The following is a 26,344-nucleotide window of genomic DNA, read 5'->3' on the forward strand; positions in this document are numbered from 1 at the left end:
CTTCGCTTTTTAACGCGCTTTTACGTCAATATTAACCTGTTCAAGCAGCGTTACCGCTGCCTGACGTAAAGCGCTAACCGCGTCTCCATGGGTAGTCGCCAGCGCTTTATTTTGGAACGCCCAGGCAGCTAGCTGTTGATGCGCCTGCTGTTGCGCCTCGCTCAATGGGCAGTGGCTGGCCTCCCGCACCCAGGCTTGCAAAGCGGCACGGGCAAGCACGGGATCGCGATGGGCGCGCGCGACATCTTCAATATCTTGCCACTCGCGGCCGCTCAGCGGCACGCGAGGCAACTGGCCCAGCAGCAATACCAACACCGCGGCAGGTAACGTGTTTAACTCAAACGCCAACAGGCCGGGGAGTCCCGCTTGAAAGCGCTGACTGAGATCCGCCACTACCTGCTCACCCTCGACAGTTAGTGCGCGTGCCACCATGACCGCAAACTCACCGGTCGATGCCTCGCGGGTAAGTCCTAGGCGTACCGGGGTAAATCCAAGCGCCAACCAAAACTGTAATAGCGATGCCTCAGCGCCGAAGGCCGCCCCATACAGCGCGACGCCCTGCTGCGTGGCAGCGTCCATGTCATTATGCAGCAGCGTTTTAGCTAACCCTTCGCGTCGCCGCTCGGGGTGCGTGGCAATGCGCGCCACACGCCGCCAGCGCGCCGTCAACGCATCTCGGCTGCCCATATGGGTCGCCAGCGACTGCGCCAACAGATGCCCCTGTGGTCGTCGCTCGCCACGGGCGACATGGTTGGCAAGTTCGTGGTCAAAGCCTCCCTCTTCGCGCGTCACCAACACCGCCTGTGGCTCGCCTGCCTGCTCGATGATACGCAGCGTTGTATCGGGACCATCGAGTAACTGGCGCAGGTCGCTTGGTGTTGTACGGTAGTGCGACTGCACGAGTAGCCCAAACAGCTTTTCCAGCGCGTGGTCATGCTTGGCGAGCCAATCACGATCAATCAGAGGCGTTGCCACTGTATGCCCTGAATGCTGGGCAATCGGCAGTGCTGCCTTTAACAGCAGCAGTTGGTTAACGACGCTTTCCAGCGGGTCGCCTTGGCGCCAACGAATCGGGGTCTCAAGGGTCAACGTTTTCCATTCAGGCGTCAGGCGGTCGAGCGTGGCACGAAAGCGCAGCGCAAACCCACGCCCTGAGCCCTCGTAGCCATGTACTGTGGTGGCAAAAGCAATGCGCGGAAAGGCACTTAGCCACTGCCCCAGCAGTGCAGCAGGAATCGCCGCCGCCTCGTCCACCAATAAATAACTCCCGTTGCCACCCTGTTGCTGAGCATTGACTTGCTCGGTCAACACGTCGGGGGTTAAAAACAACAGCTCACTGCCCTGCTCCAACACCATATGACCGGGCGCCACTCGACGGCCTTGCGGACACAGCGCCATGACCCGTTCAAAGACACTCTCTACCGCGCTGAGGCGGGGGGCGGTAAGCACGATCCGACGAGGCTGCTGGGTAAGTAACCTTGCACACGCGATCCCCAGTGCAGCACTTTTACCGCGCCCACGGTCAGCGGTTATCACCAGCGGTCGACGGCGTTTTAAGCCCACCAGTTGCCTGACCGCCTGCGCCTGATCATCGGTTAAACAGGCGCTGTCCCCGGCAAAGCATTGATGACTATCTCGCTGTTGATGACTGGCGCTTGCCGCGGGCAGCCGAGGCAAATGCAGCGCGTGACCCACGTGCCAACGCACCACCTGAGGAGAGGCTTCTAATTGCCTTGCTAACCGCGCCAGATAGCGAGTGCTGAGATCGGGCCATTGCCAGGGATAGTCAGCAAAGCGGGCATAATCAGGGTCAGGTGTATCGCCCCACGGGTGTGGCGTGATAAGCACCAACAAGCCACCGGCCGTGATCGTGCCCGCCAGCGCTCCTAATGCGTCCGGGTCAAACCCGCTATAATGCGTATCTAGGACGATGAGTTGATGCTCCGCGCCCAGGCGCGAACGCGCTTTTTGTGGCGACAGCAGCGGCGGTAAGTCGACTCTTTGTTGGTTAACGGCGTTTGTCTGGTTACCAGGGCTTGTTTGGGTACCCCGGGCCTGATCGTCTACCCATGATCGACTACCTACCCACAAAGGAGCCTGCCAAGCGCGGGCTTGGCATAACGCCTGTGCCACCCCGCGACACTGCTGCACATCGCCACTTAGCCATACCAGTTGGCGCCAGCGGCGTAGGGATAGACGCTGAGCGTGGTGAACGAGCGCCGCCACGAGCCGTGTGTGCGGTAATTTCTCTAGTGCGCCGTGTGCTAACACGTGGTTGTATACTCCTGCCCAATATTTACCTTAACGTCATTTTCTCCGCCTACCGGGCGACCATAGAGCGCCCCGCCACTTAGAACTTTGGTTTAATACTTAACCCCTTTCAACGTTTTCAGGCCAAGTTGCCGCTGCCCCAGTCTTTTCGTAAACCATCGTAAGCCATTGTTTAAAATTATCTATTAGCGCTCATAGGCAACCATTAGCTGAGAAATCCGCTTATTCTTCGGTTATTGCGCTGCAGCGGGTTGTATGTGCTAATTTAGCAGTGCAGCCCAACAACCCTTGTTTACGTAAACGTAACCCAACAACGCTGCATTTTCCTGCATTCAGGTATCCAACACTAACAACGCCACGCGCCAAACCAGGAAATATACCATGAAAAAAACGACACAATTGACCCTCACCGGCCTCGCCGCTGGTATTGCCTTCGCTGCTTTGTCCACCTCCGCCCAAGCACAAGAACAGTGGACAATGACCACTACCTGGCCGGAAAACCTTGATCTCATCAAGATTGATCAGCACTGGGTAGAGTTGGTTAACAAGCTGGCAGGTGAGGAACTGCAGATCAATTTCCGCGCGGGCGGAACGCTCATGCCAGGCACCGAAGTCTTTGACGCCACCGAAACAGGCAGTATCGAAGCTTCAGGCGACTGGCCAGGTTACTGGGCAGGCTTGAACCCGGCCTTTTCACCCCTCGCGACGACCACCAGCCTTTTTAACGGTGTTGACTACCTCAACTGGATTCAGCAATGGGGTGGCCGTGAACTCTATGAAGAGATTTACGGCCAGTTCAACATGGTGTATCTCCCTTACGGCATTACCAACAATGAATCGGGCTTTATGGGCCGCACCCCGATTGAGAGCATTGCCGACCTGGAAGGTAAGCGACTGCGTCTCTCGGGTCGCGATCAGGGCCGTGTGTTGGAAGAACTAGGCGGCTCGCAGGTGACGCTGGCGGGCGGCGAGGTCTATCAAGCCATTGAACGCGGCGTTATTGACGCGGGCGAGTTCTCGACCCCAGGGGTTGATTTTAACGCTGGTTTTGCCGAAGTCGCCGACTACTGGGCAACCCCCGGCTGGCACCAGTCTGCCAGCGTATTTGGTGTCATGATCAACAAAGATGCCTGGGACGCTCTCTCCGAAGATACCCAAGAAATTCTGCGTATTGCGGCAGATGCCACCATGGCATGGTCGCTCGCCTGGTCTGAGCGCCAGTCCACCGAAGCCACGCAAAAGTTCATTGATGCCGGGGTTACCATTAACCAGTTCTCCGAAGAGGACCTGGCGCGCATTCAAGAAGTCACTAACGAGGTCATCCTGCGCGGCGCTTGCGAAGCGCCCGATCATGCCAAGGTTTATCAATCCATGATCGCCTATCTGGAGCACTACGCAACATGGCGCGATGTATCGGCTCCCTACAACATGAGCCGCGTAATGGATAATTTACCCTCACTGGAAGAGATCGAAGCCTGCATGTAAGACGCTTCTGTGCCGCCCCGTTATTGCCGGGGCGGTTTTTTTGTGATGACTGCGGAGATCTTCCATGAATGCGATTGCCAAGGCGATCGACGCTATCAATGAAGCGTTTGGGCGCCTGATAGCCCCGTTGATTGCCATTATTACGCTCATCGTGCTTTACGACATTGCGTCACGCTTTCTCTTTGGCCGCCCCAGCGACTGGGCGTTTGACGTCACCAAAATGCTATTTGGCGCTCACTTCATGTTAATGGCGGCTTATGGGCTACGTCACCATGCCCATGTAGAGGTCGATGTGCTGAAGCGCTTGCTGTCGCGCAAGAAGCAAGCCGCCCTTGAAGTACTGGGCTACCTGATTTTCTTTGTGCCGTTTATCTGGATGCTGATTACCTTGGGCTGGAGCTTTTTTGAACGCTCGTGGAGTCGCAGCGAAACCACCTATGGCATGGTCGCGATCCCGGTGTATCCCATCAAAGGCGTCATTGTGGTCGCCGCCGTACTGATATTGCTACAGGCAGTCGCTATTGTCATACGTGCCTTCATGCAGCTTCGCGAGGAGAAATCCGCATGAACCTAAGCCCTGAATTACTCACTCTGGTGATGTTTGGTGGATTGCTGGTGGGGCTCTTCATGGGGCATCCATTGGCATTTGTGCTGGGGGGCGTGGCGGTGATCGGGGCCTTCTTGGGTCCTGGCGAACGCATTCTCGGCACCCTCATCAATAATATTTTCGGTAACGCCATGGACAACTATGTACTGGTGGCGATACCGCTGTTCATTTTAATGGCACGCTTCTTAAACGACTCGGGCGTGACCGAAAAGATGTTTGACGCCATGCGGCTGTTGCTGGCGAATCTTCGTGGTGGTCTGGCGCTTACCGTGGTGATTGTGTCGGTGCTACTGGCCGCCACTACCGGCATCGTGGGCGCCTCCATCGCGGTAATGGGCATGATTGCACTAGTGCCGATGCTCAAGTATGGCTACAACAAAGAGCTGAGCGCGGGGGTTATCATGGCCAGCGGCTGCCTGGGCATATTAATTCCCCCCAGCATCATGCTGATCCTGATGGCCAGCTACTCGCCGGTGTCAGTGGGTGCCCTGTTTGCTGGCGCCCTTGTGCCAGGCTTACTGCTTGGAGTGATGTACGCACTCTACGTATTGATCATCTGCTATCTCAAACCCCATTACGGCCCCAAAGTACCTGCAGAAGAGCGTGCGGAAGTTAGCACGAAGCAACTGCTGGTCATGCTGGCGAAGTTCGTGGTTCCGCCCATGTCGTTGATTCTGGGCGTATTGGGCGCCCTCTTTACCGGCATTGCCACGGCCACAGAAGCCTCGGCCATCGGTGTTTTTATCGCCTTCATCCTGTTTTTGATTTTTGGTGATCGCAAGCTGTCGACCTGCTTCTGGACCATGGTAGAAGCGGGTAAAACCACCACGATGGTGATGCTGGTGCTGGTCGGTGCTACTGCCTTTACCGGGGTATTCTCTCGTGGCGGTGGCATGAGTGTTATCAGTGAACTGGTGCTGGCGATGCCTGGCGGCACGGTGGGCGCCTTGATCTTGATGCTGTTTCTGGTGTTTATCCTGGGCATGTTCCTGGACTGGACCGGCATCGTACTGCTGAGTTTCCCGATCATGCTGCCCATCGTCGAGACCATGGGCGTGGATATGCTGTGGTTCGTGGTGATGGTTGCGGTCGTCCTGCAAACGTCGTTCCTCACGCCACCGTTTGGCTATGCCCTGTTCTACTTGAAGGGCGTGGCACCGCCCGGGGTCGAAATCGTCGACCTGTATAAAGCGGTCATCCCATTTGTGGCGTTGATTCTGCTGGCATGCACTCTGATGGCCTTCTTTCCATGGTTGATTACCGGCTTACCGAGCATGATGCTGGGTTACTAAGCACCCTAAGAGAGAATGAAATCCGCGTAAGCGATAGACAACATCCTCAACACGGCCCGCTTCGGCGGGCTTTTTTGTCCACGTAGCAATGCCTAACGCTGCAGCGGCAAACCACTAATGCTACTCTTTACACCCGCCAGTGATTCGCGTTACGCGCTAACTGCCCTTATTGCTGCCACCAGGAAGGTTCACTTGATTAGATCCAGCTATCGTGGGTTGTTCGCTGTTTCCTCGTCACTTAGCCGTCGTGCTACCCCCTGGTCGTTGGCGCTGATCGCAGTGGCCTTGGTGGTGGCGTTGCCGGTGCTGGTGATATTTGCGCACATTGCCATGCCCACCGATGGGGTCTGGCAACACCTGACCAGCACGGTGCTAAGCCGCTATTTAACCAATACGTTTTGGCTGGTCCTCACGGTCGGGCTTGGCACTTTAATTATCGGTACCGGCACAGCGTGGCTGGTGGTGATGTGTCGCTTCCCCGGTAAACGGCTGTTTGAATGGGCATTATTGCTCCCCCTGGCGGTACCCACTTACGTGATCGCCTACGCCTACACCGATTTCTTTCAGTTTGCCGGGCCGGTACAGAGCTGGCTGCGCGACACGTATGACTGGTCGTATGGCGATTACTACTTTCCTAACGTGCGCTCTTTGGGTGGCGCCGCGACGGTCATTACGCTGGTGCTTTATCCCTACGTTTATTTGCTGGCGCGCGCCTCATTTCTGGAGCAGTCGGTATGCGTGCTGGATGTGGGCCGAACGCTCGGCCGCGGCCCCTGGAAGCTGTTTACCAGCGTTGCCGTACCGCTGGCCCGACCGGCGCTGGTAGGGGGAGTTTCACTGGTGCTAATGGAAACAATCAACGAGTTTGGCGCCGTACAGTTCTTTGGCGTTGATACCTTTACCACCGGTATTTATCGCACTTGGTTTGGCATGGGCGAGCAGACGGCGGCGGCGCAACTGGCCGCTTGCTTGCTCGCCTTTGTGATCGTCTTGGTGCTGTTGGAGCGCTGGTCGCGGGGCAAGCGCCGTTATTTTCATACCACCAACCGCTATCAACAACTGCCTGAGTATGCGCTGCACGGCTGGCGCGCCACCAGCGCGACGCTGGCGTGCTTACTACCGGTACTGGGAGGTTTTCTATTGCCCAGCGGTATTTTGCTCTCGCTGGCGCTGCAGGGCGGCGATTCACTCTGGGAGTCACGCTTTATCGGCTACGCCTGGAACAGTTTGACGTTGGCGAGCATGGCCGCGCTCATCGCCGTTGGTCTGGCCGTGGTGCTGAGCTATGGCGTGCGGATGCATGATACCCCCTTTGCGCGGATCGCTTCCCGTGTTGCCTCCATGGGTTATGCGATCCCAGGCTCGGTGGTCGCTGTAGGGATTCTTATCCCTTTTGCCTGGCTGGATAACGCCCTTAATACGTGGCTGCAACAACACTACGGCTATCTTATCGGCCTTGTATTCAGTGGCTCGGCGTTTATTTTGCTGTATGCGTACGTCGTCCGCTTTTTGGCTGTCTCGTTCAACGCAGTCGAGGCAAGCCTGGGCAAAGTAACCCCGAGTATGGACGCCGCCTCGCGCACCCTGGGCCAGACAGCCGGCGGTACACTTCGCCATATTCACACGCCGATGATGCGCAGTAGCCTGCTGGCGGCGGGGATTTTGGTCTTTGTCGATGTCATGAAGGAGCTGCCCGCGACCATTATTCTGCGCCCCTTCAACTTCGATACGCTGGCCGTGCGGGCTCATAACCTGGCCTCTGATGAGCGCCTAGCCGAGGCTTCTACCTCGTCGCTGACCATTGTGGTGGTGGGTATTCTGCCGGTTATTCTACTCAGCATGGCCATGCGCCGTTCTCGCCCTGGCTCTTAACCGCTTATGCGCCAAGAGGGAAAACAAACACCTGAGACAGGTCTAGAACAATATCCACCGGCTGGCCTTCAGCGGGTAAAAACACCCCAGGTATACGGGCGTGAAGGTGGGCTTCAAGCCCGTTTTCGCCATGCGCACAGAGGTGCAAAAGGCTGGCACGCCCCAATAGCTTCGCCATCACCACATGGCTATGGCGATGAGTATCGTCAGGCAGATCCCGCTCGACGACACGCAGTGCTTCAGGCCGTATCATTACCTTGACGTCGCTCCCCTCGGCTAACCCGCTGGCAGGCACCCGCCCTACCGGCGTCATCACCTCGCCATTGTCCACCTTGCCCTGCAGCTCATTCACATCACCAAAAAAGGTCACCACAAAAGGGTCTTGAGGCGCACAGTAAAGCTCTCGCGGAGTGCCCGTTTGAACGATACGCCCATCGCGCATCAAGGCGATGCGGTCGGCCATGAACATGGCTTCTTCGGGGTCGTGGGTGACCAACAGCGTGGCCGCCCCGAGCTTTTTTAACACGTGCAGGGTATCGTCGCGGATACGGTCACGCAGACGTGCATCCAGGCTGGAAAACGGTTCATCCAACAGCATCAGCCGCGGTGACGGCGCCAGCGCACGTGCCAACGCCACCCTCTGCTGCTGGCCGCCCGATAGCATGTGCGGGTAAGCATCGCCATAACTCGCCATCCCCAGTTGCTCCAGTAGCAGCGTGGCACGCTCACGTCGCTGACTTGAGGCGAGATGCTTAAGCCCAAAGGTGACGTTTTCCAGTACCGACAGATGCGGAAACAGCGCCGAATCCTGAAACGCGAGCCCGACATTACGTTTCTCAGGCGGTAGGTGTCGTCGACCGGGCGTCGCAATAGCGACCCCCTCTAGGGCCACGCTACCCTCTTGCAGCTGCTCCAACCCCGCCGCAATACGCAATAGCGTGGTTTTGCCACATCCAGACGGACCCAACAAGCACACCACTTCCCCTGGATTAACGCTTAAATCCACTCCTTTGACGACCGCATGGCCGTCATACGCATGGTAAACATTGTGCAGCGTCAACGCGGTCGGGGTAGCAGTAGCGTCAGCAAACTTCAGGGTGGCGGTCATAAATCATTACCGTGCAGATGAGCGTTTGGCGTCGGAAAACCCAAACGCGGATTCACTACAATTGAAAGTAGTTTGCATTCTATTTTTTATTACTGTGAGATGCACGCTTAGTCAACATCGTTGAATGCGTCTAGTTAGCATTAAACTTGACCTCAACGCTGGGACAAGCTTGAATGCTAGCGTTGAAAATGCAAATTATTATCAAATAAAACCGGAGTTGATGGTCATGAAAAAGGCACGCCTAACGTTATCAATCGCCGCTATTATGGCAGGCTCATCTGTTGCAGGTATTAGCATGGCAGATGAGCTAAACCTTTATTCTGCTCGCCACTATGACTCTGACGAACGCCTCTACGATGCGTTCACCGAAGAAACCGGGATTGACGTCAACATTTTGGAAGGCGACTCCGACCAGCTGATTTCGCGCATTCAGCGCGAAGGTGCCGCAAGTCCGGCGGACGTGATGCTCACCGTCGATGCCGGTCGCTTATGGCGTGCCGAAGATGAAGGCATTTTCCAAAGCGTCGAATCCGATGTGCTTAATGAACGCCTACCTGAAGCCATGCGCCATCCGGATGGCCTTTGGTTCGGCTTTAGCCAGCGCGCCCGGGCGATTTATTACAACCGTGAAAACGTCGACCCAAGCCAGATTACCAGCTACGAAGATCTTGCCGCCCCACAGTTTGAAGGCAAGGTATGCATTCGTTCCTCCAACAATATTTACAACCAGTCGCTGCTTGCCTCAATGATTGAGCACCACGGCGAAGAGGGTGCCGAAGAGTGGGCACAAGGCGTGGTGAATAACATGGCACGCCCACCGGAAGGTGGTGACACTGATCAGATTCTCGGCGTTGCCAGCGGCGAGTGCGATATTGCCGTGGCCAACCACTACTACTATGTACGTTTGCTCAAGTCTGAAGACGACGCCGAGCGTGAAGCCGCGCGTAAAGTAGGCATTATTTTCCCAAATCAGGAAGATCGAGGCACTCACGTGAACGTTGGCGGCGCTGGTTTAGTGGAAGGCGCGCCTAACCGTGACAACGCCGTTCGCTTCCTTGAGTACCTGGCTTCGGACACCGCCCAGGAAATTTTCGCCTCCGGCAACAATGAGTTCCCGGTCGTGGAAGGCATAAAAAAGGACCCGGTGCTGGAATCATGGGGCAACTTCAAGAAAGACGACGTTAACATCAGCGTCTTGGGTGAAAACAACCCTGAAGCCATCCGCATTTTTGACCGCGTTGGCTGGCGTTAAGCCGCCACGCTAAAAAGCGACGTTAACCTGCCCCGCCGCCATTGACGGCGGGGCAGCATTTTATACGACGGCGACACATGCACCGCGTATCAGTGCGCTTCATCCCAGTTGGCGCCGCTTTCCGCTTCCACAATCAATGGTACTTTTAGCGCCGCTGCGCCCTGCATGCGCTGTTGCACCTGCTCGATAAACGCCTCGACCTGCTTCTCGGCGACTTCAAACACCAGTTCATCGTGCACTTGCATGACCATCAACGCATCGAACTCGCCTTCCGCTAGCCACGCATCCACATCGATCATCGCCTGCTTGATGATATCAGCGGCGGTGCCCTGCATGGGCGCGTTAATCGCGGTACGCTCGGCCCCTTGGCGACGGTTACGGTTTTGCGACTGAATTTCCGGCAGGTATAAACGCCGACCCAATACGGTTTCGACATAGCCATCTTGCGACGCTTGAACGCGAATACGCTCCATATACCGCGCCACGCCGGGGTAGCGATCAAAGTAGCGATCAATATAGGTCTGCGCCTGGTTGCGCTCTATACGCAACTGGCGCGCCAGGCCCCAGGCGCTCATGCCATAAATCAAGCCGAAGTTGATCGCTTTGGCGCTGCGCCGCTGGTCGCCAGACACCTTTTCAAGCGAAGTGCCGAAGACCTCAGCAGCCGTCGCGGTATGGATATCACGCCCTTCGGCAAACGCCTCCAACAACCCTTTATCCTCGGAAAGGTGCGCCATGATGCGCAGCTCAATTTGCGAGTAGTCAGCGGCCACAATGCGGTAGCCCGGGCGGGCAATAAATGCCTGGCGAATTTTGCGCCCCTCTTCGGTACGAATGGGAATGTTCTGCAGGTTCGGGTCCGATGACGACAACCGCCCCGTGGCGGTGACCGCCTGGTGATAGCTGGTGTGTACCCGGCCAGTGGTTTTATTGAGCAGTCGCGGCAGCTTGTCGGTATAGGTGGATTTCAGCTTGGCCAGGCCACGGTGCTGCATGATCACCTTGGGCAGCGGGAAATCCAGCGCCAGCTCTTCAAGCACGCCTTCGGCAGTAGACGGCGCACCTTTTGGCGTTTTCTTCAGCACCGGAATTTTCTGCTCTTCAAACAAGATCTGACCAAGCTGCTTGGGCGACCCCAGGTTGAATTCACGCCCGGCCAGCTCAAACGCCTCTCGCTCTAGCTCACCAATGCGCTGCTCTAACTGCTGGCTTTGCTGGTGCAGGCGCTCAGCGTCTACCGCCACCCCGTTACGCTCAATGCGTGACAGCACTTTTATCAGCGGTAACTCGATATTATCCAGCACCTGCGCCAGGCGCCCTTCATCCTCGACCTGCTGGCGTAGCGTTTGCTGCAGCCGCAGCGTGATATCGACATCTTCACAGGCGTAAGGAGCCGCCTGATCTAGCGCTATTTGATTGAAAGTCAGTTGCTTGGCGCCTTTGCCAGCGATCTCTTCAAACGAGATTGTTTTTGCACCCAAGTATTTGAGCGCCAGCGAGTCCATATCGTGGCGTGTCGCGGTGGAATTGAGCACATACGATGCCAGCATGGTGTCGGCATAGGGTCCCACTACGGCAATATCATAGTTAGCCAGCACCGAGATATCGTATTTGAGGTTTTGGCCGATCTTGGTTTTGGTCGGGTCTTCCAAGAGCGGTTTAAGCGCGGCCAGTACCGCCTTGCGGTCTAACTGCTGGGGAGCATCCAGATAGTCGTGAGCAACCGGGATATAGGCGGCCTCGCCTGCGTCTAATGACACGCCAATGCCGACGATTTCCGCATCCATATAGTTGAGGCTGGTGGTTTCTAAATCGAAACAGAAACGCTCGGCGTCTTGCAGCCGTGATAGCCAGCCTTCAAAGTCGGCCTGCTCCAGGATGACATGATCTTCGCGAGTGTGATCGTTACTGGGCGCTGTCGCGTCTTGCCCATCACTTGCGGCAACATCGGTACTGGCAGGCGCAGGCTCGCCGCCTTTAACATCATCAACGCCTTCATCTTTACCTTCCAGCAGCTCGCCTAGCCATTGGCGAAACTCCATCTCTTTATACAGCGTTACCAGTGCTTCACGATCCGGGTGGGCAATATCCAAATCATCCAACCCCACCGGCAGGTCGCAATCCACCTTGATGGTCGCCAACTGATAAGAGAGAAAGGCCTGATCGCGATTTTCTTCCAGCTTTTTAGGCAAGGTTTTTGCGCCCCGGAAGGAGAGCGTTTTCACCCGTTCCAAGTCGTCATAAATCGTCTGCAGCCCGCCCCCCATGCCTTGGAGAAGACCAATGGCGGTCTTCTCGCCAACGCCAGGGACACCGGGAATGTTATCGACTTTGTCGCCCATTAACGCCAGAAAATCGATAATCAGCGCTGGCGGCAGGCCAAACTTCGCTTCCACCCCCGCCTCGTCCAGCGTCTCATCCTTCATGGTATTCACTAGGGTGATATGGGCATTGACCAGTTGGGCCATATCCTTGTCACCAGTAGAGATCACCGCATCGCGCCCGGCCTGGGTAGCGTGATGAGCCAGGGTGCCGATCACATCGTCCGCCTCCACGCCTTCAATGCACAGTAGCGGTAAGCCCAGCGCTTTCACACACGCATGCAAAGGCGCAATCTGGCTGCGCAGATCATCCGGCATCGGCGGGCGATGGGATTTATAGTCAGCGTAAAGGTCATCGCGAAACGTTTTCCCTGGGGCATCGAACACTACCGCCATCGGGCTTTGGGGATAATCTTTGATCAGCCTTTTGAGCATGTTTAACACGCCCTTCACCGCCCCGGTGGGTTGACCATTAGAGGTCGTCAGCGGCGGGAGCGCATGGAAGGCACGATAAAGATACGAGGAGCCATCGACAAGAACGATCGGAGCGCGGGCCATAACCAAGTTCCATTGCTAAAAAGAGTGGTGACTATGATACGCGTTGCGCAGGCTGCCTGCAGGATCAACCTGCCTAGTTGCCACAACGATTATCTCTCCTATAACGACATCTCTTATAACAACAACGCTGCCAACTGAGCTACCAAGCCGCTACAATAATGGGCTTAGCAACCTGGGCGAGACTCTCATGGCTGTATTCACCCCGCTTAGCGACGCACAGGTCGCCGCGTTTTTAGATAAATTTGATGTTGGTAGCTTCGCATCCCTTCAGGGAGTGGCAGGCGGTACCGAAAACTCGACGTTTTTCGTGACCACCGACCAACGCGAACTCGTGTTAACCCTGTTTGAACAGGGCGAACATGCTGAGCTTCCGTTTTTTGTCGAATTGCTGGACTACTTAGACGAGCATCGCTTACCGGTGCCCGGCACGATTCATGACCGCGACGGTATCGCGCTGCACAGCCTGGAAGGCAAACCGGCGCTGCTGTTTCCGCGCCTGCCTGGCCGTCACCCAGAGGCACCTAATTTAGCTCAGTGTCACGCCCTCGGTGATACCCTGGGGCGTTTGCACGTGGTGTCAAAACGCTTTCCAGGCCATCGCCCCAACCCGCGCGACCTGAACTGGCTACAGGTGATGCACCATAAGGTGTTGAGCTATCTCAGCCCCGCCGATCAAGTGTTAATGAAAGACGAGGTCGACGACTTCGAGAGCGCTTTCAGCCAGCATAACGAGCTGCCCCAGGGCGCCCTGCACGGCGACTTATTCCGTGATAACACGCTGTTTGAGGGCGACCAGCTTGGCGGTATCATCGATTTTTACAATGGCTGCACCGGTGACCTGCTGTTTGACTTGGCGATAGTGGTCAATGACTGGGCCTCTAAAGAGGATGGCACGCTCAACTCAGAGCGCTACAACACGTTATTGAGTGCCTACCAAGCCCGCCGACCGTTAACCGACGCTGAGCGTGAACTATGGCCCACCATGCTGCGCATGACAGCGCTGCGTTACTGGCTATCGCGGCTACTGGTGGTCTACGTGGATCCGCCAGCCCATGACTTGACACCCCACGACCCCGAACGTTTTCGTACCATTTTAAACGCGCGCATTGCTCACGGGGCACTGCCGCTGCCGGAGGTTTCTGAATGAGTGATATGGCGACGACCAGCCCAGCGCTTCGCGCTCGGCGCACGTGGAACATCGATCAATGGGGCAGCGGCTACTTTGATGTCGACGACCATGGTCAGGCGCTGGTGCGCCCGCTAGGTAACGATATCGAAGGCCCGGCGTTACCGCTTAGCGGATTAGTTCGCCAGTTACAAAGCGCCGGACTACGTCTGCCCGTACTGGTGCGCTTCAGCGACATTCTCCATGACCGCGTGGAGCAGCTTTGTGGCGCGTTTGATGCGGCCATGAGCGACTACGACTATCAGGGCGGCTACACCGCGGTCTACCCGATTAAAGTGAACCAACAGCGGCGAGTTGTTGAAGAAATTTTGGCCACCGCCGAACGCGGTAACGGGCGAGTAGGCTTAGAGGCCGGCAGCAAGCCGGAACTCTTAGCGGTCCTGGCGCTTTCCGACGGTGGCTCATCACTGATTGTTTGCAACGGCTACAAAGACCGTGAATATGTGCGCCTGGCATTACTGGGTGAAAAGCTCGGCCATAAAGTCTATCTAGTGGTTGAAAAGCTCTCTGAGCTACAAATGATCTTAGAAGAAGCCCGTGAGCTTGCGGTCACGCCACGTATTGGTTTGCGCGCCCGCCTGGCCTCGGTCGGTAAAGGCAAGTGGCAAAATACCGGCGGCGAAAAATCCAAGTTCGGCCTGACCGCCAGTCAGATTCTTGAAGTGGTCGACACACTACGATATGAAAATGCCTTGGAAAGCCTGCAGCTTGTGCACTTCCATCTTGGGTCACAGATTGCCAATATCCGCGATATTCAGCGCGGTTTGCGCGAATGCGCGCGTTTTTACCAGAACTTGAGCCAGCTAGGCGCGCCCATCGACACCGTGGATGTGGGTGGCGGCTTAGGCATCGACTACGAAGGCACGCGCTCACGCAGCTTCTGCTCGGCCAACTATTCAATGCGCGAGTACGCCCGCAACGTGGTGAGCGCATTTGCCCAGTTATGCCAAGAGGCGGATCTACCCCAGCCCCATCTCATCAGCGAGTCTGGCCGAGCGCTCACCGCCCATCATGCGGTGCTGATCACGAACGTGATAGGTGAAGAGCGTATTGACGATACCCCGCCTGAGCAGCATTCGCAGAATGATCCTCAAGTAGAAGAGCTGTGGCGCGTTTTTGAGCAGTTAGCAACGGCTCAAGAGCCACGCATGCTGGTAGAGGCATGGCATGACCTTCTCCAAGCGGTCAGTGAGCTGCAGGATCGCTTTGTGATGGGCTTGAGCGACATTACCGCTCGTGCTGAAGGCGAGCGGATCTACATGGCCGCCTGCGCACGCCTACGTACTCAGCTCGACAGTCGCAACCGCGCCCATCGGGAAATAATGGACGAGTTAGCGGAAAAGCTTGCCGATAAACTTTTCGTCAACTTCTCGCTTTTCCAATCGGTGCCTGACGTTTGGGGCATCGAACAGATCTTTCCGGTGCTACCGCTGAGCGGATTGGATCAAGCGCCCACTCGGCGAGCAGTGATTCAGGACATTACCTGCGACTCCGACGGCCGAATTGATAGCTACGTTGACGGCCAGGGCGTTGAAAGCACGCTGCCACTTCCCGAATGGTCATCAGAGGACGAGCGCTGGCTAGGCTTCTTTCTGGTTGGGGCTTACCAGGAAATTCTTGGCGATCTGCATAACCTGTTTGGCGATACCGACTCGGTTGACGCAGCACTCAATGCAGAGGGTGAATGGACGCTGTCTAACCCGCTGGCGGGGGATTCAGTGGCGCAAGTACTCGCCTACGTTAATTTTAATGCCAGCGTGCTCCAGCAAAAGCTTACCGCCCAGCTGGCCGCCAGTGGTTTTTCAGCCGACGAGCAGGCGAAATTTGCCGCAAGTCTGAGCGAAGGACTCGAAGGCTATACCTATCTTGAATAGACAGTTTTAAAGGGACGCTTCAAGTATAGCCAGTGTGAGACCTCTGATTCATTGAACAGGGTTGAAGCAGAAGGCTAAAAACGACAGTAGCGTTAGTTAGGTAAAGGAAGCGCAACAAAAGCGCCACCCGCGGTTAACAGGTGGCGCTTCATAGGCTCGTTAGCCTAGCCGATAACTATTACGTGCTAATGATGTCAACAGTCGCGCTTACTCAATTGGCTTTGCTTGACTACTCGACTGTCTTGGTTTTCAAGTATCGTTAGTTCTCCGAGCATTTACTCACCAGCTTTTGCTCAACTCATTTCTACTCAACTCATTGCTACTCAACCACGCTGGTTGTCACTTCCAAACCGCCGGTTAAGGTTAAACGCAGTGACGAACCGCGAACTAGCTCTCCCACGCCTGATGGCGTGCCGGTCAAAATGACATCACCAGGCTCTAGGGTAAAGTGACGGCTCATTTCAGAGACAAGTGACGGAACAGCAAAAATCATATCCGCCCCTTCACCGTGCTGTCGCTCCTCTCCGTCGATTTCTAGCGTGAATTCCAGCGCGTTCCAGTTAGGCACACGGCTTAAAGGAAGAAACGCAGAGAGCGGACAGGCACCATCAAAACCTTTGGCGATTTCCCAGGGATGCCCTTTCTCTTTTAACGTTGTCTGTACATCACGTAACGTTAAATCCATGGCCAAACCGATACCTACAATCGCTCTTTCAGCGTCATCAAGAGTGGCGTGGGTTAACGTTTCACCAATCAAGAGCGCAAGCTCTGCTTCATAATGTACGTCGCCACGTGAAAAAGGAGGATCTATCGGTTTAGTTAGATCCACGACGCTTGTCGACGGTTTAATAAATAGCAGCGGCTCAGTAGGAACCGGATTATCCAGTTCTTTTGCATGATCAGCGTAATTGCGTCCGATGCAGACCACTTTGCCCAACGCGTGGGGAAACTCCTGGCCGTCGGTAAACTGTGGAACAAAACGCATGGCGGGTATACTCCTTCTCGTTATGCGTGCCGTCTTCACAACGACAGGCGCAACAGTTTACCCCACCTAAACAAAGGTTCCACACCTTTGGGCCATGATTTTGTTTCCCCACCCTTTATTAACAATAGCGCGATCCCTGTTGATCGGGGCTATGCGCTAGGAAATCAGGACGTTGGTCAGCCGCAGCGAAAGGTGCTTGGCAACGATTATCCTGGCGATTAAACACAAAGAAGACGTTGCTACGGGGATCGGGCGACAGGTTGGCGTTCGAAGCGTGCAAGGTGTTGCAATCAAACAACAGCAAGCCACCCGCTTTACCTTTGGGCGCTTCAATGCCGTGTTCTGCCACTAGCTCGGTAAGCGCTTCGGCGCTGGGCACTCCGACTTCTTGCGCTTTAAGCGAGCTTATGTGGTTCTCTTCAGGCGTTTCCCCCAGGCATGGCACAAACTTGTTATGTGAGCCAGGAATCAGCATTAAAGGGCCATTGAACTCATGGTTATCGGTTAAGATCAACGAAGCGCTTACTGCGTGCATGGCGGGCATGCCATCTTCCGCGTGCCATGTTTCAAAATCTGAGTGCCAGTTAAATCCTTTTCCGGCAAACCCAGGTTTATAGTTGATACGCGACTGGTGCACATAAGGCGAGTCGCCAATTATTTGCCGGGCCGCGCCTGCGACACGCTCATCATTAGCCAGTTGACCTAGACGCTCTGAAAGAAAATGAACCGCAAACAACGAGCGAATTTCGTTACTTTCAGGCTCAGTGACGCTGAACTCCTTTTCACGATATTCATCTGTGCTCATCAGCGCCTTCATTTCTTCACGCAACGCTTCAAGCTCATCGCCTTCAATAAGATTAGGGATGAACAGGAACCCTTTACGCTCAAACTCATCAAGCTGCGCCTGACTCAAGGGACCGGAAAGTTGGCGCCCTTTTACGACAGCATCCTGACGTGGAAGCCAGCGTTTTTCAGGGGTATAGGCTAAGCGCGACGGATAGGCATCATGACCCTGTGTGCGTTGAGCCGACGGTGAATCGCCCATTTCGCTATATTGCTTATGGACGGTTACAGTATTTAGCGGCGTGCTTTTGACTGTCATCTAATCCACTCCTTGTATGATTAGGCTTCAGGTCGAATTGTGTTGCAAGGGGTAGCGTAGACAAACAAAACAACTATGCAAGGGCTGATTTACTGTTTCATAACGTGTGTTATGTGAAAAAAATTGAAGCATTTAATTCAACTTCAGCCTTGCTCATTTAAACCCAGAATAATCGTGTCGCTCCTGCTTTATAGCCTGCATTAACTTTTTTCTCTCATGACGTGTCGACCATATAGTGGTGTCCCAATTCAGTGCAGTTAATGCAACCCCAGCATTAGACTTATTGAACGTAAAGTGTCTTGAAGCGCCTAATAAAGCATCATCGGCACCATAAACAAAAACAACAAACACATTAACTACTTCTTTAAAGCCAACACTAATAACATCGCTGCTGCTTTCTTCATTTTCATGCAGACGGCACTTATCAAATAGATTGCCCACTTGCACTTTCACACACTGCCCGTTAGTTACAGTGCCTTGGTACTCCCACTTATCTTCTCCGCTAGTTTCTTTTTTAAACAGCAAATCGCCATGCAAGTCATCAATATTATAAACTTTCTTATCGTCATCCTGCCCAATCACAATAAAAATATTTCTTATGTAAACAGGCTCATCTGCCATATTGGAAAAAGCCAGTTTCATACTGGCACAGCCACAGCCTTCAGAATGTATGATTAAACGAGGTTTAAGCTGCTTTTTAAACTTGAAATAAAACAGGCTTGCAAATGCAAGCCATACCAAAAAGACACCGACCTCATAAAAGGACATTATTAAATGATAACTATCATTAGCCATTTTATAGCCACAACCGTTTTCAAGAATGACTAAAAAGTAACAAAACGCACTTTAAAAGCACTAAAAACTACACAGAACAAAAATTAAGCTAAACGCACATGCCCATAAATCAAATCATCATTAAACCCTGTGTTTTCTGCCAACACGTCAGGCTGTAACAATTTAATGGTATTTCTACTTTTACGGATTAATTTTTTTTGTTCTAGTGCAGTCATGCAGCGACTGACGTGTACACTGGTAATACCTAAAAGCTCGCCTACCACTTCTTGGGTAATAGGAAAAGAGAAGACAGGTGAATCAAGCATGTTTTTAAAATTATAACGCGCATATATTTCAAGCAAAAAATGCGCAACTCGCTCTTCTGCTTTATGATGCGTACAACTCCTTAGTCGCTCAATAGTAATATTATCATTAACCATTATATAAGAAACTATCGCGCGCTTAATATCAGCACAATCTTTAAAAAGTGCGTGTATATCTTCAACCGATATTTTTTCCAGCTGACAATTTTGCAATGCTAGCAAGGTAATATCATGGTTATCGAAAAAGCTTTCCCGTATACCAACAATATCACCAGGCATATAAACATTACATATATCTTGACCACGGCTTTTAACCGCGTGACATAGACTGACCCAACCTTTTTTCACTACAAATATTTCAGCTCTACCTTGGCATAGAGAGTATAACTTTTGATTTCTTTTTAACTCCATGCTTTTAAAACTAACACTGGATAGCCGCTCTAATGCTTCTGAACTAAGCTCAGCATAAAGATTCAAGATACTTCCAAGTGTTATCATTTTAGCGTGTGCCGCTGTCACGTTAGGTAACTGAGCATAGTGAGTGCTTTCTCTGACAGCGTCACCGTGCATGTCAATTGCATTACTCGTCATTTCTACACTCCATTGCAGTTTGACAAATACTATACATTGAAGAAAATATCTACAATTTCTGTATACTTATAAAAACAACACATGAGAGAAAAATATAGTTAACAACTAAGCATTTAACAATACCAAGTCTCTCATCAGCATGACCAAGATTAACAAATGTTAAGGCCAACAAAAGCATACTTTAACGCTAGTGATGACTCAGTTGACCCCACTGCCACCCGAAGTAACGAGTATGCCTTGATTTTTATTAAACCGTATAAAGCTCTAAATACCTTATAACCTATGTTATGGATTAGGGATCAAATCATTCCGACACTCGATTGATGCGCCCTTAAAGGATATAGGCGCCTATGTATAAAACACACTTTTCATAAACTTAAACGCCAAGGAAGCCGTCATGAAAAGAAATATTTTTATCGTTGCATTGGAAGAAAAACAACTCCCCATGCTCGAAACGCTGCGCCAGTCTCAACATCTTAATATACATAGCTTACTGACAACAGACACAGCAGTAGAAGCAGAGAAATTCTCTTTCAATGAGATATTAAACACAGCGAGAGAAAAACTTAAAAACTTCCCAGAAACGATCGATGCCATTGTTGCACAGTGGGATTTTCCTACCAGTGTTCTGGTACCCATTCTATGCAAAGAGTACGAGATACCTTCACCCTCGGTAACCAGCGTTTTAAAGTGTGAACATAAACTCTGGAGCCGCATGGAGCAAAGCAAGGTTATTCCCGACGTCGTACCTCGCTATTGTGGTGTGGATCCTTTTTCCGACTCACCGTTTGATCAAGTCACACTAGATTACCCTTTTTGGATTAAACCGGTAAAAGCATTTTCGTCACATCTGGGTTTTAAAATTGATAATCATGAACAGTTTGAAATCGCAATTGAAGAAATCAGAGCCAGTATTAGTCAGTTAGGCGATCCTTTTAACGAAGCATTAGAGTACGCCGATACCCCCGATGATATAAAACGTCTCGGCGGCAATGTATGTATTGCTGAAGAAATTATTAGCGGTGTTCAAGGAGCACCTGAAGGCACTATTTTCCAAGGTGAGTTCAACGTACACGGCATCATTTCCCAGCCCAAATCGCAGCTTACTAACACGCTTTTTGACCGTTTAGAGTACCCAAGCAACTTACCCGAGCACGTACATCATAAAATGGTGGACGCCTCAAAAAAATTCCTTGAGCACATTGGTTATGACAACGGCTGCTTTAACGCTGAATTTATGTGGAATGAGGCCGAGGATAAACTTTGGCTAGTAGAGTTCAACACTAGGATTTCTCAGTCGCATAGCGAAATATTCGTGATGGTTGATGGCATGTCGAACCACGAAGTCGCTATTGATATTGCCCTTGGTCGCCGCCCTTCGCTGCTTAATCGTCAAGGTATAGCCCCTGTCGCTGCAAAGTGCTTTATTCCTTATGAGCATAAAGACGGTGTGGTTCAAAAAATCCCTAGTGAAGAAGATATTCAAGATATCCGATCCCACTTTCCTCATACAGATATAAAAATTGATGTTCAGCCTGGCCAACGTTTAAGTGACTTAATGCATCAAGACAGCTTTTGCTACCGACTTGGCACCCTCTATTTAGCCGCCGATGACCATGAAAAAATTGAAGAGCAATTCCAGTACTGCTTAAAGGCTCTTAAATTTGACATTGACCATATAAACGAATGAACCCATATGAGGCGATCATGCAAATTGTAGAATCTCTTCCCGACCAGGTTCGTATTATTGAAAATGTTTTTATTCCAATGCGGGATGGAAAACAGTTAGCAGCACGTATTTGGCTACCTGAACAAGCAGAATCCGATCCTCTGCCTTCCATTATGGAGTATATCCCCTACCGTAAACGCGATATCACACGCGGCAGGGATGCAGGCAATCACGCGTATATGGCGGGCCATGGTTATGTCTGTGTACGTGTCGATATGCGCGGAAGCGGTGATTCAGATGGCGTGCTGACAGATGAATATACCCAGCAGGAACAGGACGATGCGGTAGACGCTATTGCCTGGATAGCGGAACAGCCATGGTGTAATGGCAAAGTAGGCATGATGGGTATTTCCTGGGGAGGATTTAATAGCCTTCAGGTCGCTGCCAAGCAGCCCCCTGCGCTTAAAGCCATTATCAGCCTGTGTTCCAGTGATGATCTTTATGCTGACAATATGCATTACATGGGGGGATGCTTATTAGGCGATAATTTGTCTGAAGCGACCGTCATGTTTGCGTTTAACGCGCTACCCCCTGACCCGGAGATCGTAGGCGATCGCTGGCGAGAGATGTGGTTTGACCGCATGGAGAACAGTGGGCTCTGGATTGACCAGTGGCTTAGGCATCAACGCCGGGATGAGTATTGGACGACCAGCTCTGTATGCGAGTACTACTCTTCTATCCGTTGTCCGGTTTACGCCATAGGTGGATGGGCGGATGGCTTTACCAATACGGTATTTCGGTTAATGGAGCATCTGGATGTTCCACGCAAAGGGTTGATTGGCCCCTGGGGGCATAAATATCCCCACCAGGGGTTGCCTGGTCCTGCGATTGGTTTTCTACAAGAAGCGATTCGCTGGTGGGATTATTGGCTGAAGGATGAGCCTAACGGCATCATGGATGAGCCCATGCTTCGGGCCTGGCAACAAGATAGCGTGCCTCCGGATAACTCATATGAAGACCGGCCCGGCCGTTGGATAGGTGAGCCCGAGTGGCCGTCCACTAACGTTCAAGAGCGTGATTACGCGTTATTGCCCTATCAACTGGTTGAGGAGTCAGAACGTCCGTCTGTTTCTGACGATGAAACGCCGTCTTCCATGGGGCTTCAGTCCCCGCTCAGCGTTGGGCTAGCCGCAGGCAAATGGTGCTCTTATGCAGCAACGCCTGACCTTCCCGGCGACCAGCGGGAAGAAGATGGCGGCTCACTTATTTTTAGCACGCCCGCGTTAACCAAACCGCTATGTATTTTTGGAACGCCGACGTTAACGCTAGACGTCTCAAGCAATAAGCCGCAAGCGATGTTGGCGGTTCGCCTTTCGGACGTAGCGCCTGATGGTAAATCCACGCGGGTGTCCTATGGGTTACTGAACCTTGCTCATCGAGATAGTAGTGCCCATCCTGAGCCCCTAGAGCCTAACTGTCGCTACCGCGTTACGGTGCAGCTCAATGGTATCGCCCAACAGTTCCCAGCGGGGCATCAATTGCGGGTGTCGGTGTCGACCTCTTATTGGCCACTCGCCTGGCTGCCACCTGAGCCTGCCCAGGTCGATATTCATTTTGGCAATTGCCAGCTTCATCTTCCGGTAAGAGAGCCACAGATGAGCGATGCAGATTTAGCGCCTTTTGAAGAGCCTGAATCAGCGCTTCCGCTAGACATTGAGTTGCTTGAGCGTAGCGAGCATAACTGGCTATTACATCGTGATCTTGCGACTAAAGCTTCCTCACTTGAAGTCGTTAACGACCAAGGGCGTTTTCGTATTGTGGATACTGATACGGAAATTCACCGTAGCGCTAATGAATATTACCGCACCATTGATGACGACTTTACCTCCGCTCGTGGCGAAACCATGACGGAATCCTGCTTCGCAAGAGACGGCTGGAACACGCAAGTCTATACAAGAACCACGCTTAGCTGCACGAAAGACACGTTTATTATTCATGCCCAGCTTGATGCGTATGAAGACGAATACCGGGTCTTTTCAAAAAACTGGGAAAGCGTCATCCCCAGGGATAATGTTTAGGCTTAATAGCCTTGGATGATGGCTCTCCAACCCTGCCCCCCTGAATAGGCTCAGTGGGGGCATTGATATGAAGAGTTAAAGAACGCCGACTCCGATAATGCTGATGTACCGTGAGGACAAGCGATTTCCGCGCCTTACCGCTTGGTACAAATAACCGACACAAAAAACCCCGGCATTTGCATCCGGGGAAAGGGCTTTGCTATGCGCCGTTAGCTTACAAGAGCTTAGCTATAGAGAGATTCAGGTCTTGGAGCGCAGGTCACTATCGGCAGAGCGCTCAAGGAACGCTTGGGTAGTTTCGTCCAAATGCTCGCTTAGCCAATCAGCCATGGCTATTTCTTCTTGAAGAATTTCTTTGCACAGCTGAGCGATTTCAGGCTGCGAGGCCATTTCAGCGGTCTTGACTAACGCTTTGTAGTTCGCAATCTCAAATTGCTCAAACGCGAAGGAAGCGATACTGCCTTTAACCACCTCATCTTCTGCCATCATGCCACCCACGGCCTGACCGAAAGCGGCTAACTGTGCCCCCATATCCTTAAAGGTAGAGGAATCAGAGCCTAATAACGTCAAGCATTGCTCTAACTTTTGGGACTGATTTTGCGTCTCTGTAATATGCTGCTCAATACGCTGCTGTACCTGAGGATAATGTTCTAAACGGCTTGCTTGAGCCTTCAGCATTTTTTCAGCTTGCTTTTCCATTGCATGCGCATCACGCAGCCAATCTTCCAAGTGCTTTTGCGTATCTTCCAAATGCTTGCTTTCCATTGCAACCTCTCCTTATTCATCCAGCATTAACGCAATGTCTCTTTAAAGCTGCTCTTTTTGAGCACCTGAGTTCGGCTTAGCCTTGCCCAATGTGGGTTCCTGCCCTTCTGGTGCTGGCTGATTGACCACTGAATAGGTGCTCTTGCCATCTAACGAAGGACCTTCTGCCCAACGGCCTTTAGGTGCCTCTTTATCGAGCAAGGTATTCAAGTAATAATAAGAATGCTGCATTGCTTCATGCTCTTCAGGCGTTGAGTTTGGAATCGGCAACTGTGATTTCATTCCACCCAACTCTTCAATAACCGCTAACCACTGCTGTTGATGGTACGTATCACGAGCAATCAAGAAAGATAAGAAGTCTTTCATGCCATGATCGTCGGTCCAGTTATACAAACGAGAGGCAAGCACTCGGCCACCCGCTTCAGCGGTCGCGTTAGCCAGCATGTCAGCGCCAATATTACCGGTGGCATAGACGTGGCTCATATCAAACGGTACGCCGTTTGCATTCACCGGCATCGCCGACAGGCCTGACGACAGTAGATGGCGAGGGTTAGCGCCGCCCAAAATAGCATTCATCACAGGGTCTTTGGCGGTTGCTTCCTGATAGGAAACAGGCGCGCCTTCAAGGTTTAGCGCTACCGCATGCCCTAACATTTCAATATGCGATAACTCTTCCGTTGCAGTCGACATCAGCATATCGCGAATTCGATCATCGCCACGTGCTCCCATCGCCTGGAAGAAATACTGCATTGCTACACGTATTTCACCTTCGATACCGCCAATGGCCTGCTGAAGCAACATGGCAAACTCAGGATTGGGCTTATCGACTTTGACGGGATACTGCAGTTTTGCGGAATGATGAAACATAGTTAGTACTCCTTTTCCAGTCAGTAGACTGTCAGATGACAACCTGACAGCGTGCTTACAACTTATCCTTAAGTTACGATGTCACTTCCTATGCGACCAGCATTAAGGGGTCCCTCCCCTCTAGACTAATAATGCACTCATCCTTAAGCGCTTTCTGCGTCCTTTGCCTATTCTGCTAGGAAACAACTTTTTCAATCATTTAAGCTTGTCCATGGTTTATCATTCAGCGCCAATGGAAAAATTGATTAAAAAATTTTAATTAGCGATATACGCTTCTGACTCAGCTGTTTTGGCCGCCCTTTTCACCAGCTTCTTCGCGAGATATGCCTTGATCGTTGCGTTTATCAGCCATGATAAAACTTCTTCAAGATAACGTTTAAAGCTATTATTTCTTAACTTCCTGTCTCGTCCTTAACTGCTCGTCTTTGCCAAGCGAGCACTATGCAGAATAGCCAAACCTCCTCTCACTTCAAGCCGCGCTGACTTTAAAACATATATTTAATTTTTATCAAGAATAGAAATTTAAATAGATCAATACCAGTTTGTATATCACTAAATACTATTTATAAAATATTAAAACAACGATTTTAAAAAATAGAGAACAACTTTCAAATCAGTCACTTATTCTTTTTAGTTGCATAACGTCTCGGCTTAGCAACCATTGACGTACGAGCAAATATACTAAACAGGCTTCCGCTAGCTCGCCGGCATAAAACATGATTTCAGCGCCCTGCTGCACCTGCTCAAGGGGTAAGCTAGAAGGGAAATGATAGCGATACATCCACTTGGCCAGCGTGGCGTGAGCCACCATGGAAAGGAACAGCACGCCAAAGCGCAGTGCTAAACTCGGGCGATTAGGGGCGGGGTCGGGGCCCGCTATTGCCCATGTAAAAAGGCAGCCTGCGATAATGAAATGCCAATGCAACCACCAGGCAACGCCTGACGAATGGAGCATATAACCGTAAAAATCCGTCAGGTAGAGCGCGTACATACCACCGATATTGATCAAGGTGGCGGTGATCGGATGGCTTAGTAATCGCACTAAGGGCCAGGACATCAACCATACCCAGGCTCGCCCCCACGTTGAAGGTAAGCATTTGAGCGCTAAGCTGATAGGCGCTGCCATTACCAATCCAAGCGGCGCGATCATTCCCGCCACCAGGTGGATAACCATATGTCCACGAAAATCATGATGCGACCAATGCATTAAGGGGGGCGAAAGCGCAATGATCACCAGGAAAGCGGCAGAGCAGAACAGCAACGTTCGCCATAATGGCCATTGAAGCCCATGACGTCGCAGGTGCCACCAGCCCCAGCTATAAAGCACCGCTAACGAACTGAAAATCAACGTAAAGGCGTTCATT

Annotated in this window: 19 protein-coding genes; 9 read left to right on the forward strand and 10 right to left on the reverse strand. The window is 52.3% G+C overall.

From position 1 onward, the window contains the following. Positions 1-9 precede the first annotated feature (9 nt). Positions 10-2,271 (reverse strand): tRNA(Met) cytidine acetyltransferase TmcA, encoded by a 2,262-nt coding sequence (locus ACFFLD_RS02630; protein ID WP_386036226.1) that lies wholly within the window; start codon positions 2,269-2,271, stop codon positions 10-12. A 381-nt stretch (positions 2,272-2,652) separates the two neighbouring features. Between ACFFLD_RS02630 and dctP the strand changes: the two genes are divergently transcribed. From dctP to ACFFLD_RS02650, 4 genes are all read left to right on the forward strand, one after another. Then, complete coding sequence (gene dctP, locus ACFFLD_RS02635) at positions 2,653-3,756, forward strand: TRAP transporter substrate-binding protein DctP (protein ID WP_386036229.1); 1,104 nt, start codon at positions 2,653-2,655, stop codon at positions 3,754-3,756. Positions 3,757-3,820: 64 nt separating this feature from the next. After that, positions 3,821-4,324 carry a TRAP transporter small permease subunit gene (locus ACFFLD_RS02640; RefSeq protein ID WP_386036232.1) on the forward strand — a complete coding sequence of 168 codons (504 nt, stop codon included), beginning with the start codon at positions 3,821-3,823 and terminating at the stop codon, positions 4,322-4,324. After that, on the forward strand, positions 4,321-5,655 hold the full coding sequence (locus ACFFLD_RS02645) for a TRAP transporter large permease (protein WP_386036235.1): 1,335 nt from the start codon (positions 4,321-4,323) through the stop codon (positions 5,653-5,655). Before ACFFLD_RS02640 ends, ACFFLD_RS02645 begins: the two co-directional genes overlap by 4 nt. A 192-nt stretch (positions 5,656-5,847) precedes the next feature. Further along, positions 5,848-7,527, forward strand: a complete 1,680-nt coding sequence (locus tag ACFFLD_RS02650; protein ID WP_386036238.1) for an ABC transporter permease — start codon at positions 5,848-5,850, stop codon at positions 7,525-7,527. Positions 7,528-7,531: 4 nt separating this feature from the next. Here the strand turns inward: ACFFLD_RS02650 and ACFFLD_RS02655 are convergent, their stop codons facing one another. After that, complete coding sequence (locus ACFFLD_RS02655; protein WP_386036241.1) at positions 7,532-8,635, reverse strand: ABC transporter ATP-binding protein; 1,104 nt, start codon at positions 8,633-8,635, stop codon at positions 7,532-7,534. A gap of 226 nt (positions 8,636-8,861) precedes the next feature. Here ACFFLD_RS02655 and ACFFLD_RS02660 point away from each other — a divergent pair, with 226 nt between their 5' ends. Further along, positions 8,862-9,887 (forward strand): Fe(3+) ABC transporter substrate-binding protein, encoded by a 1,026-nt coding sequence (locus tag ACFFLD_RS02660; protein ID WP_386036244.1) that lies wholly within the window; start codon positions 8,862-8,864, stop codon positions 9,885-9,887. Between the two features lie 89 nt (positions 9,888-9,976). Here ACFFLD_RS02660 and polA read toward each other — a convergent pair whose 3' ends face one another. Next, a complete protein-coding gene (polA, locus tag ACFFLD_RS02665) occupies positions 9,977-12,766 on the reverse strand; it encodes a DNA polymerase I (protein ID WP_386036247.1) in 2,790 nt (929 codons plus the stop codon). Positions 12,767-12,953: 187 nt separating this feature from the next. Here polA and ACFFLD_RS02670 point away from each other — a divergent pair, with 187 nt between their 5' ends. Further along, positions 12,954-13,913 carry a homoserine kinase gene (locus tag ACFFLD_RS02670; RefSeq protein ID WP_386036250.1) on the forward strand — a complete coding sequence of 320 codons (960 nt, stop codon included), beginning with the start codon at positions 12,954-12,956 and terminating at the stop codon, positions 13,911-13,913. Continuing rightward, positions 13,910-15,826: a biosynthetic arginine decarboxylase gene (gene speA, locus ACFFLD_RS02675; RefSeq protein WP_386036253.1), complete on the forward strand. Its 1,917-nt coding sequence runs from the start codon at positions 13,910-13,912 to the stop codon at positions 15,824-15,826. The genes ACFFLD_RS02670 and speA overlap by 4 nt, the downstream gene beginning before the upstream one ends. 319 nt (positions 15,827-16,145) lie before the next feature. Here the strand turns inward: speA and ACFFLD_RS02680 are convergent, their stop codons facing one another. From ACFFLD_RS02680 to ACFFLD_RS02695, 4 genes are all read right to left on the reverse strand, one after another. Then, complete coding sequence (locus ACFFLD_RS02680) at positions 16,146-16,811, reverse strand: fumarylacetoacetate hydrolase family protein (protein WP_386036256.1); 666 nt, start codon at positions 16,809-16,811, stop codon at positions 16,146-16,148. A 118-nt stretch (positions 16,812-16,929) separates the two neighbouring features. Next, positions 16,930-17,913 (reverse strand): ectoine hydroxylase, encoded by a 984-nt coding sequence (gene thpD, locus ACFFLD_RS02685; RefSeq protein ID WP_386036259.1) that lies wholly within the window; start codon positions 17,911-17,913, stop codon positions 16,930-16,932. 153 nt (positions 17,914-18,066) lie between these two features. Continuing rightward, positions 18,067-18,708 (reverse strand): hypothetical protein, encoded by a 642-nt coding sequence (locus ACFFLD_RS02690; RefSeq protein ID WP_386036262.1) that lies wholly within the window; start codon positions 18,706-18,708, stop codon positions 18,067-18,069. An 83-nt stretch (positions 18,709-18,791) separates the two neighbouring features. Then, a complete protein-coding gene (locus ACFFLD_RS02695; protein ID WP_386036265.1) occupies positions 18,792-19,601 on the reverse strand; it encodes a Crp/Fnr family transcriptional regulator in 810 nt (269 codons plus the stop codon). Between the two features lie 397 nt (positions 19,602-19,998). Here ACFFLD_RS02695 and ACFFLD_RS02700 point away from each other — a divergent pair, with 397 nt between their 5' ends. Both ACFFLD_RS02700 and ACFFLD_RS02705 read left to right on the forward strand, forming a co-directional pair. Then, positions 19,999-21,291, forward strand: a complete 1,293-nt coding sequence (locus ACFFLD_RS02700) for an ATP-grasp domain-containing protein (protein ID WP_386036268.1) — start codon at positions 19,999-20,001, stop codon at positions 21,289-21,291. 17 nt (positions 21,292-21,308) lie between these two features. After that, positions 21,309-23,348 (forward strand): CocE/NonD family hydrolase, encoded by a 2,040-nt coding sequence (locus ACFFLD_RS02705; RefSeq protein WP_386036271.1) that lies wholly within the window; start codon positions 21,309-21,311, stop codon positions 23,346-23,348. A gap of 240 nt (positions 23,349-23,588) precedes the next feature. On the opposite strand, the gene ACFFLD_RS02710 is transcribed toward ACFFLD_RS02705, so the two are convergent. The 3 genes from ACFFLD_RS02710 to ACFFLD_RS02720 all read right to left on the reverse strand — a co-directional run bounded on the left by ACFFLD_RS02710 (position 23,589) and on the right by ACFFLD_RS02720 (position 26,343). After that, positions 23,589-24,113, reverse strand: coding sequence for a ferritin-like domain-containing protein (locus ACFFLD_RS02710; protein ID WP_386036274.1), 525 nt, complete (start codon positions 24,111-24,113; stop codon positions 23,589-23,591). Positions 24,114-24,155: 42 nt separating this feature from the next. Continuing rightward, the gene (locus tag ACFFLD_RS02715; protein ID WP_386036277.1) at positions 24,156-24,980 is read right to left on the reverse strand and encodes a manganese catalase family protein; all 825 of its coding nucleotides are present in this window, start codon (positions 24,978-24,980) and stop codon (positions 24,156-24,158) included. Between the two features lie 613 nt (positions 24,981-25,593). Then, positions 25,594-26,343, reverse strand: coding sequence for a cytochrome c oxidase assembly protein (locus ACFFLD_RS02720; protein WP_386036280.1), 750 nt, complete (start codon positions 26,341-26,343; stop codon positions 25,594-25,596). Position 26,344: the final 1 nt, after the last annotated feature.

Origin of the sequence: Vreelandella sulfidaeris, from assembly GCF_042429665.1 — a bacterium.
In the GTDB taxonomy this organism is placed as follows: Bacteria; Pseudomonadota; Gammaproteobacteria; order Pseudomonadales; family Halomonadaceae; genus Vreelandella.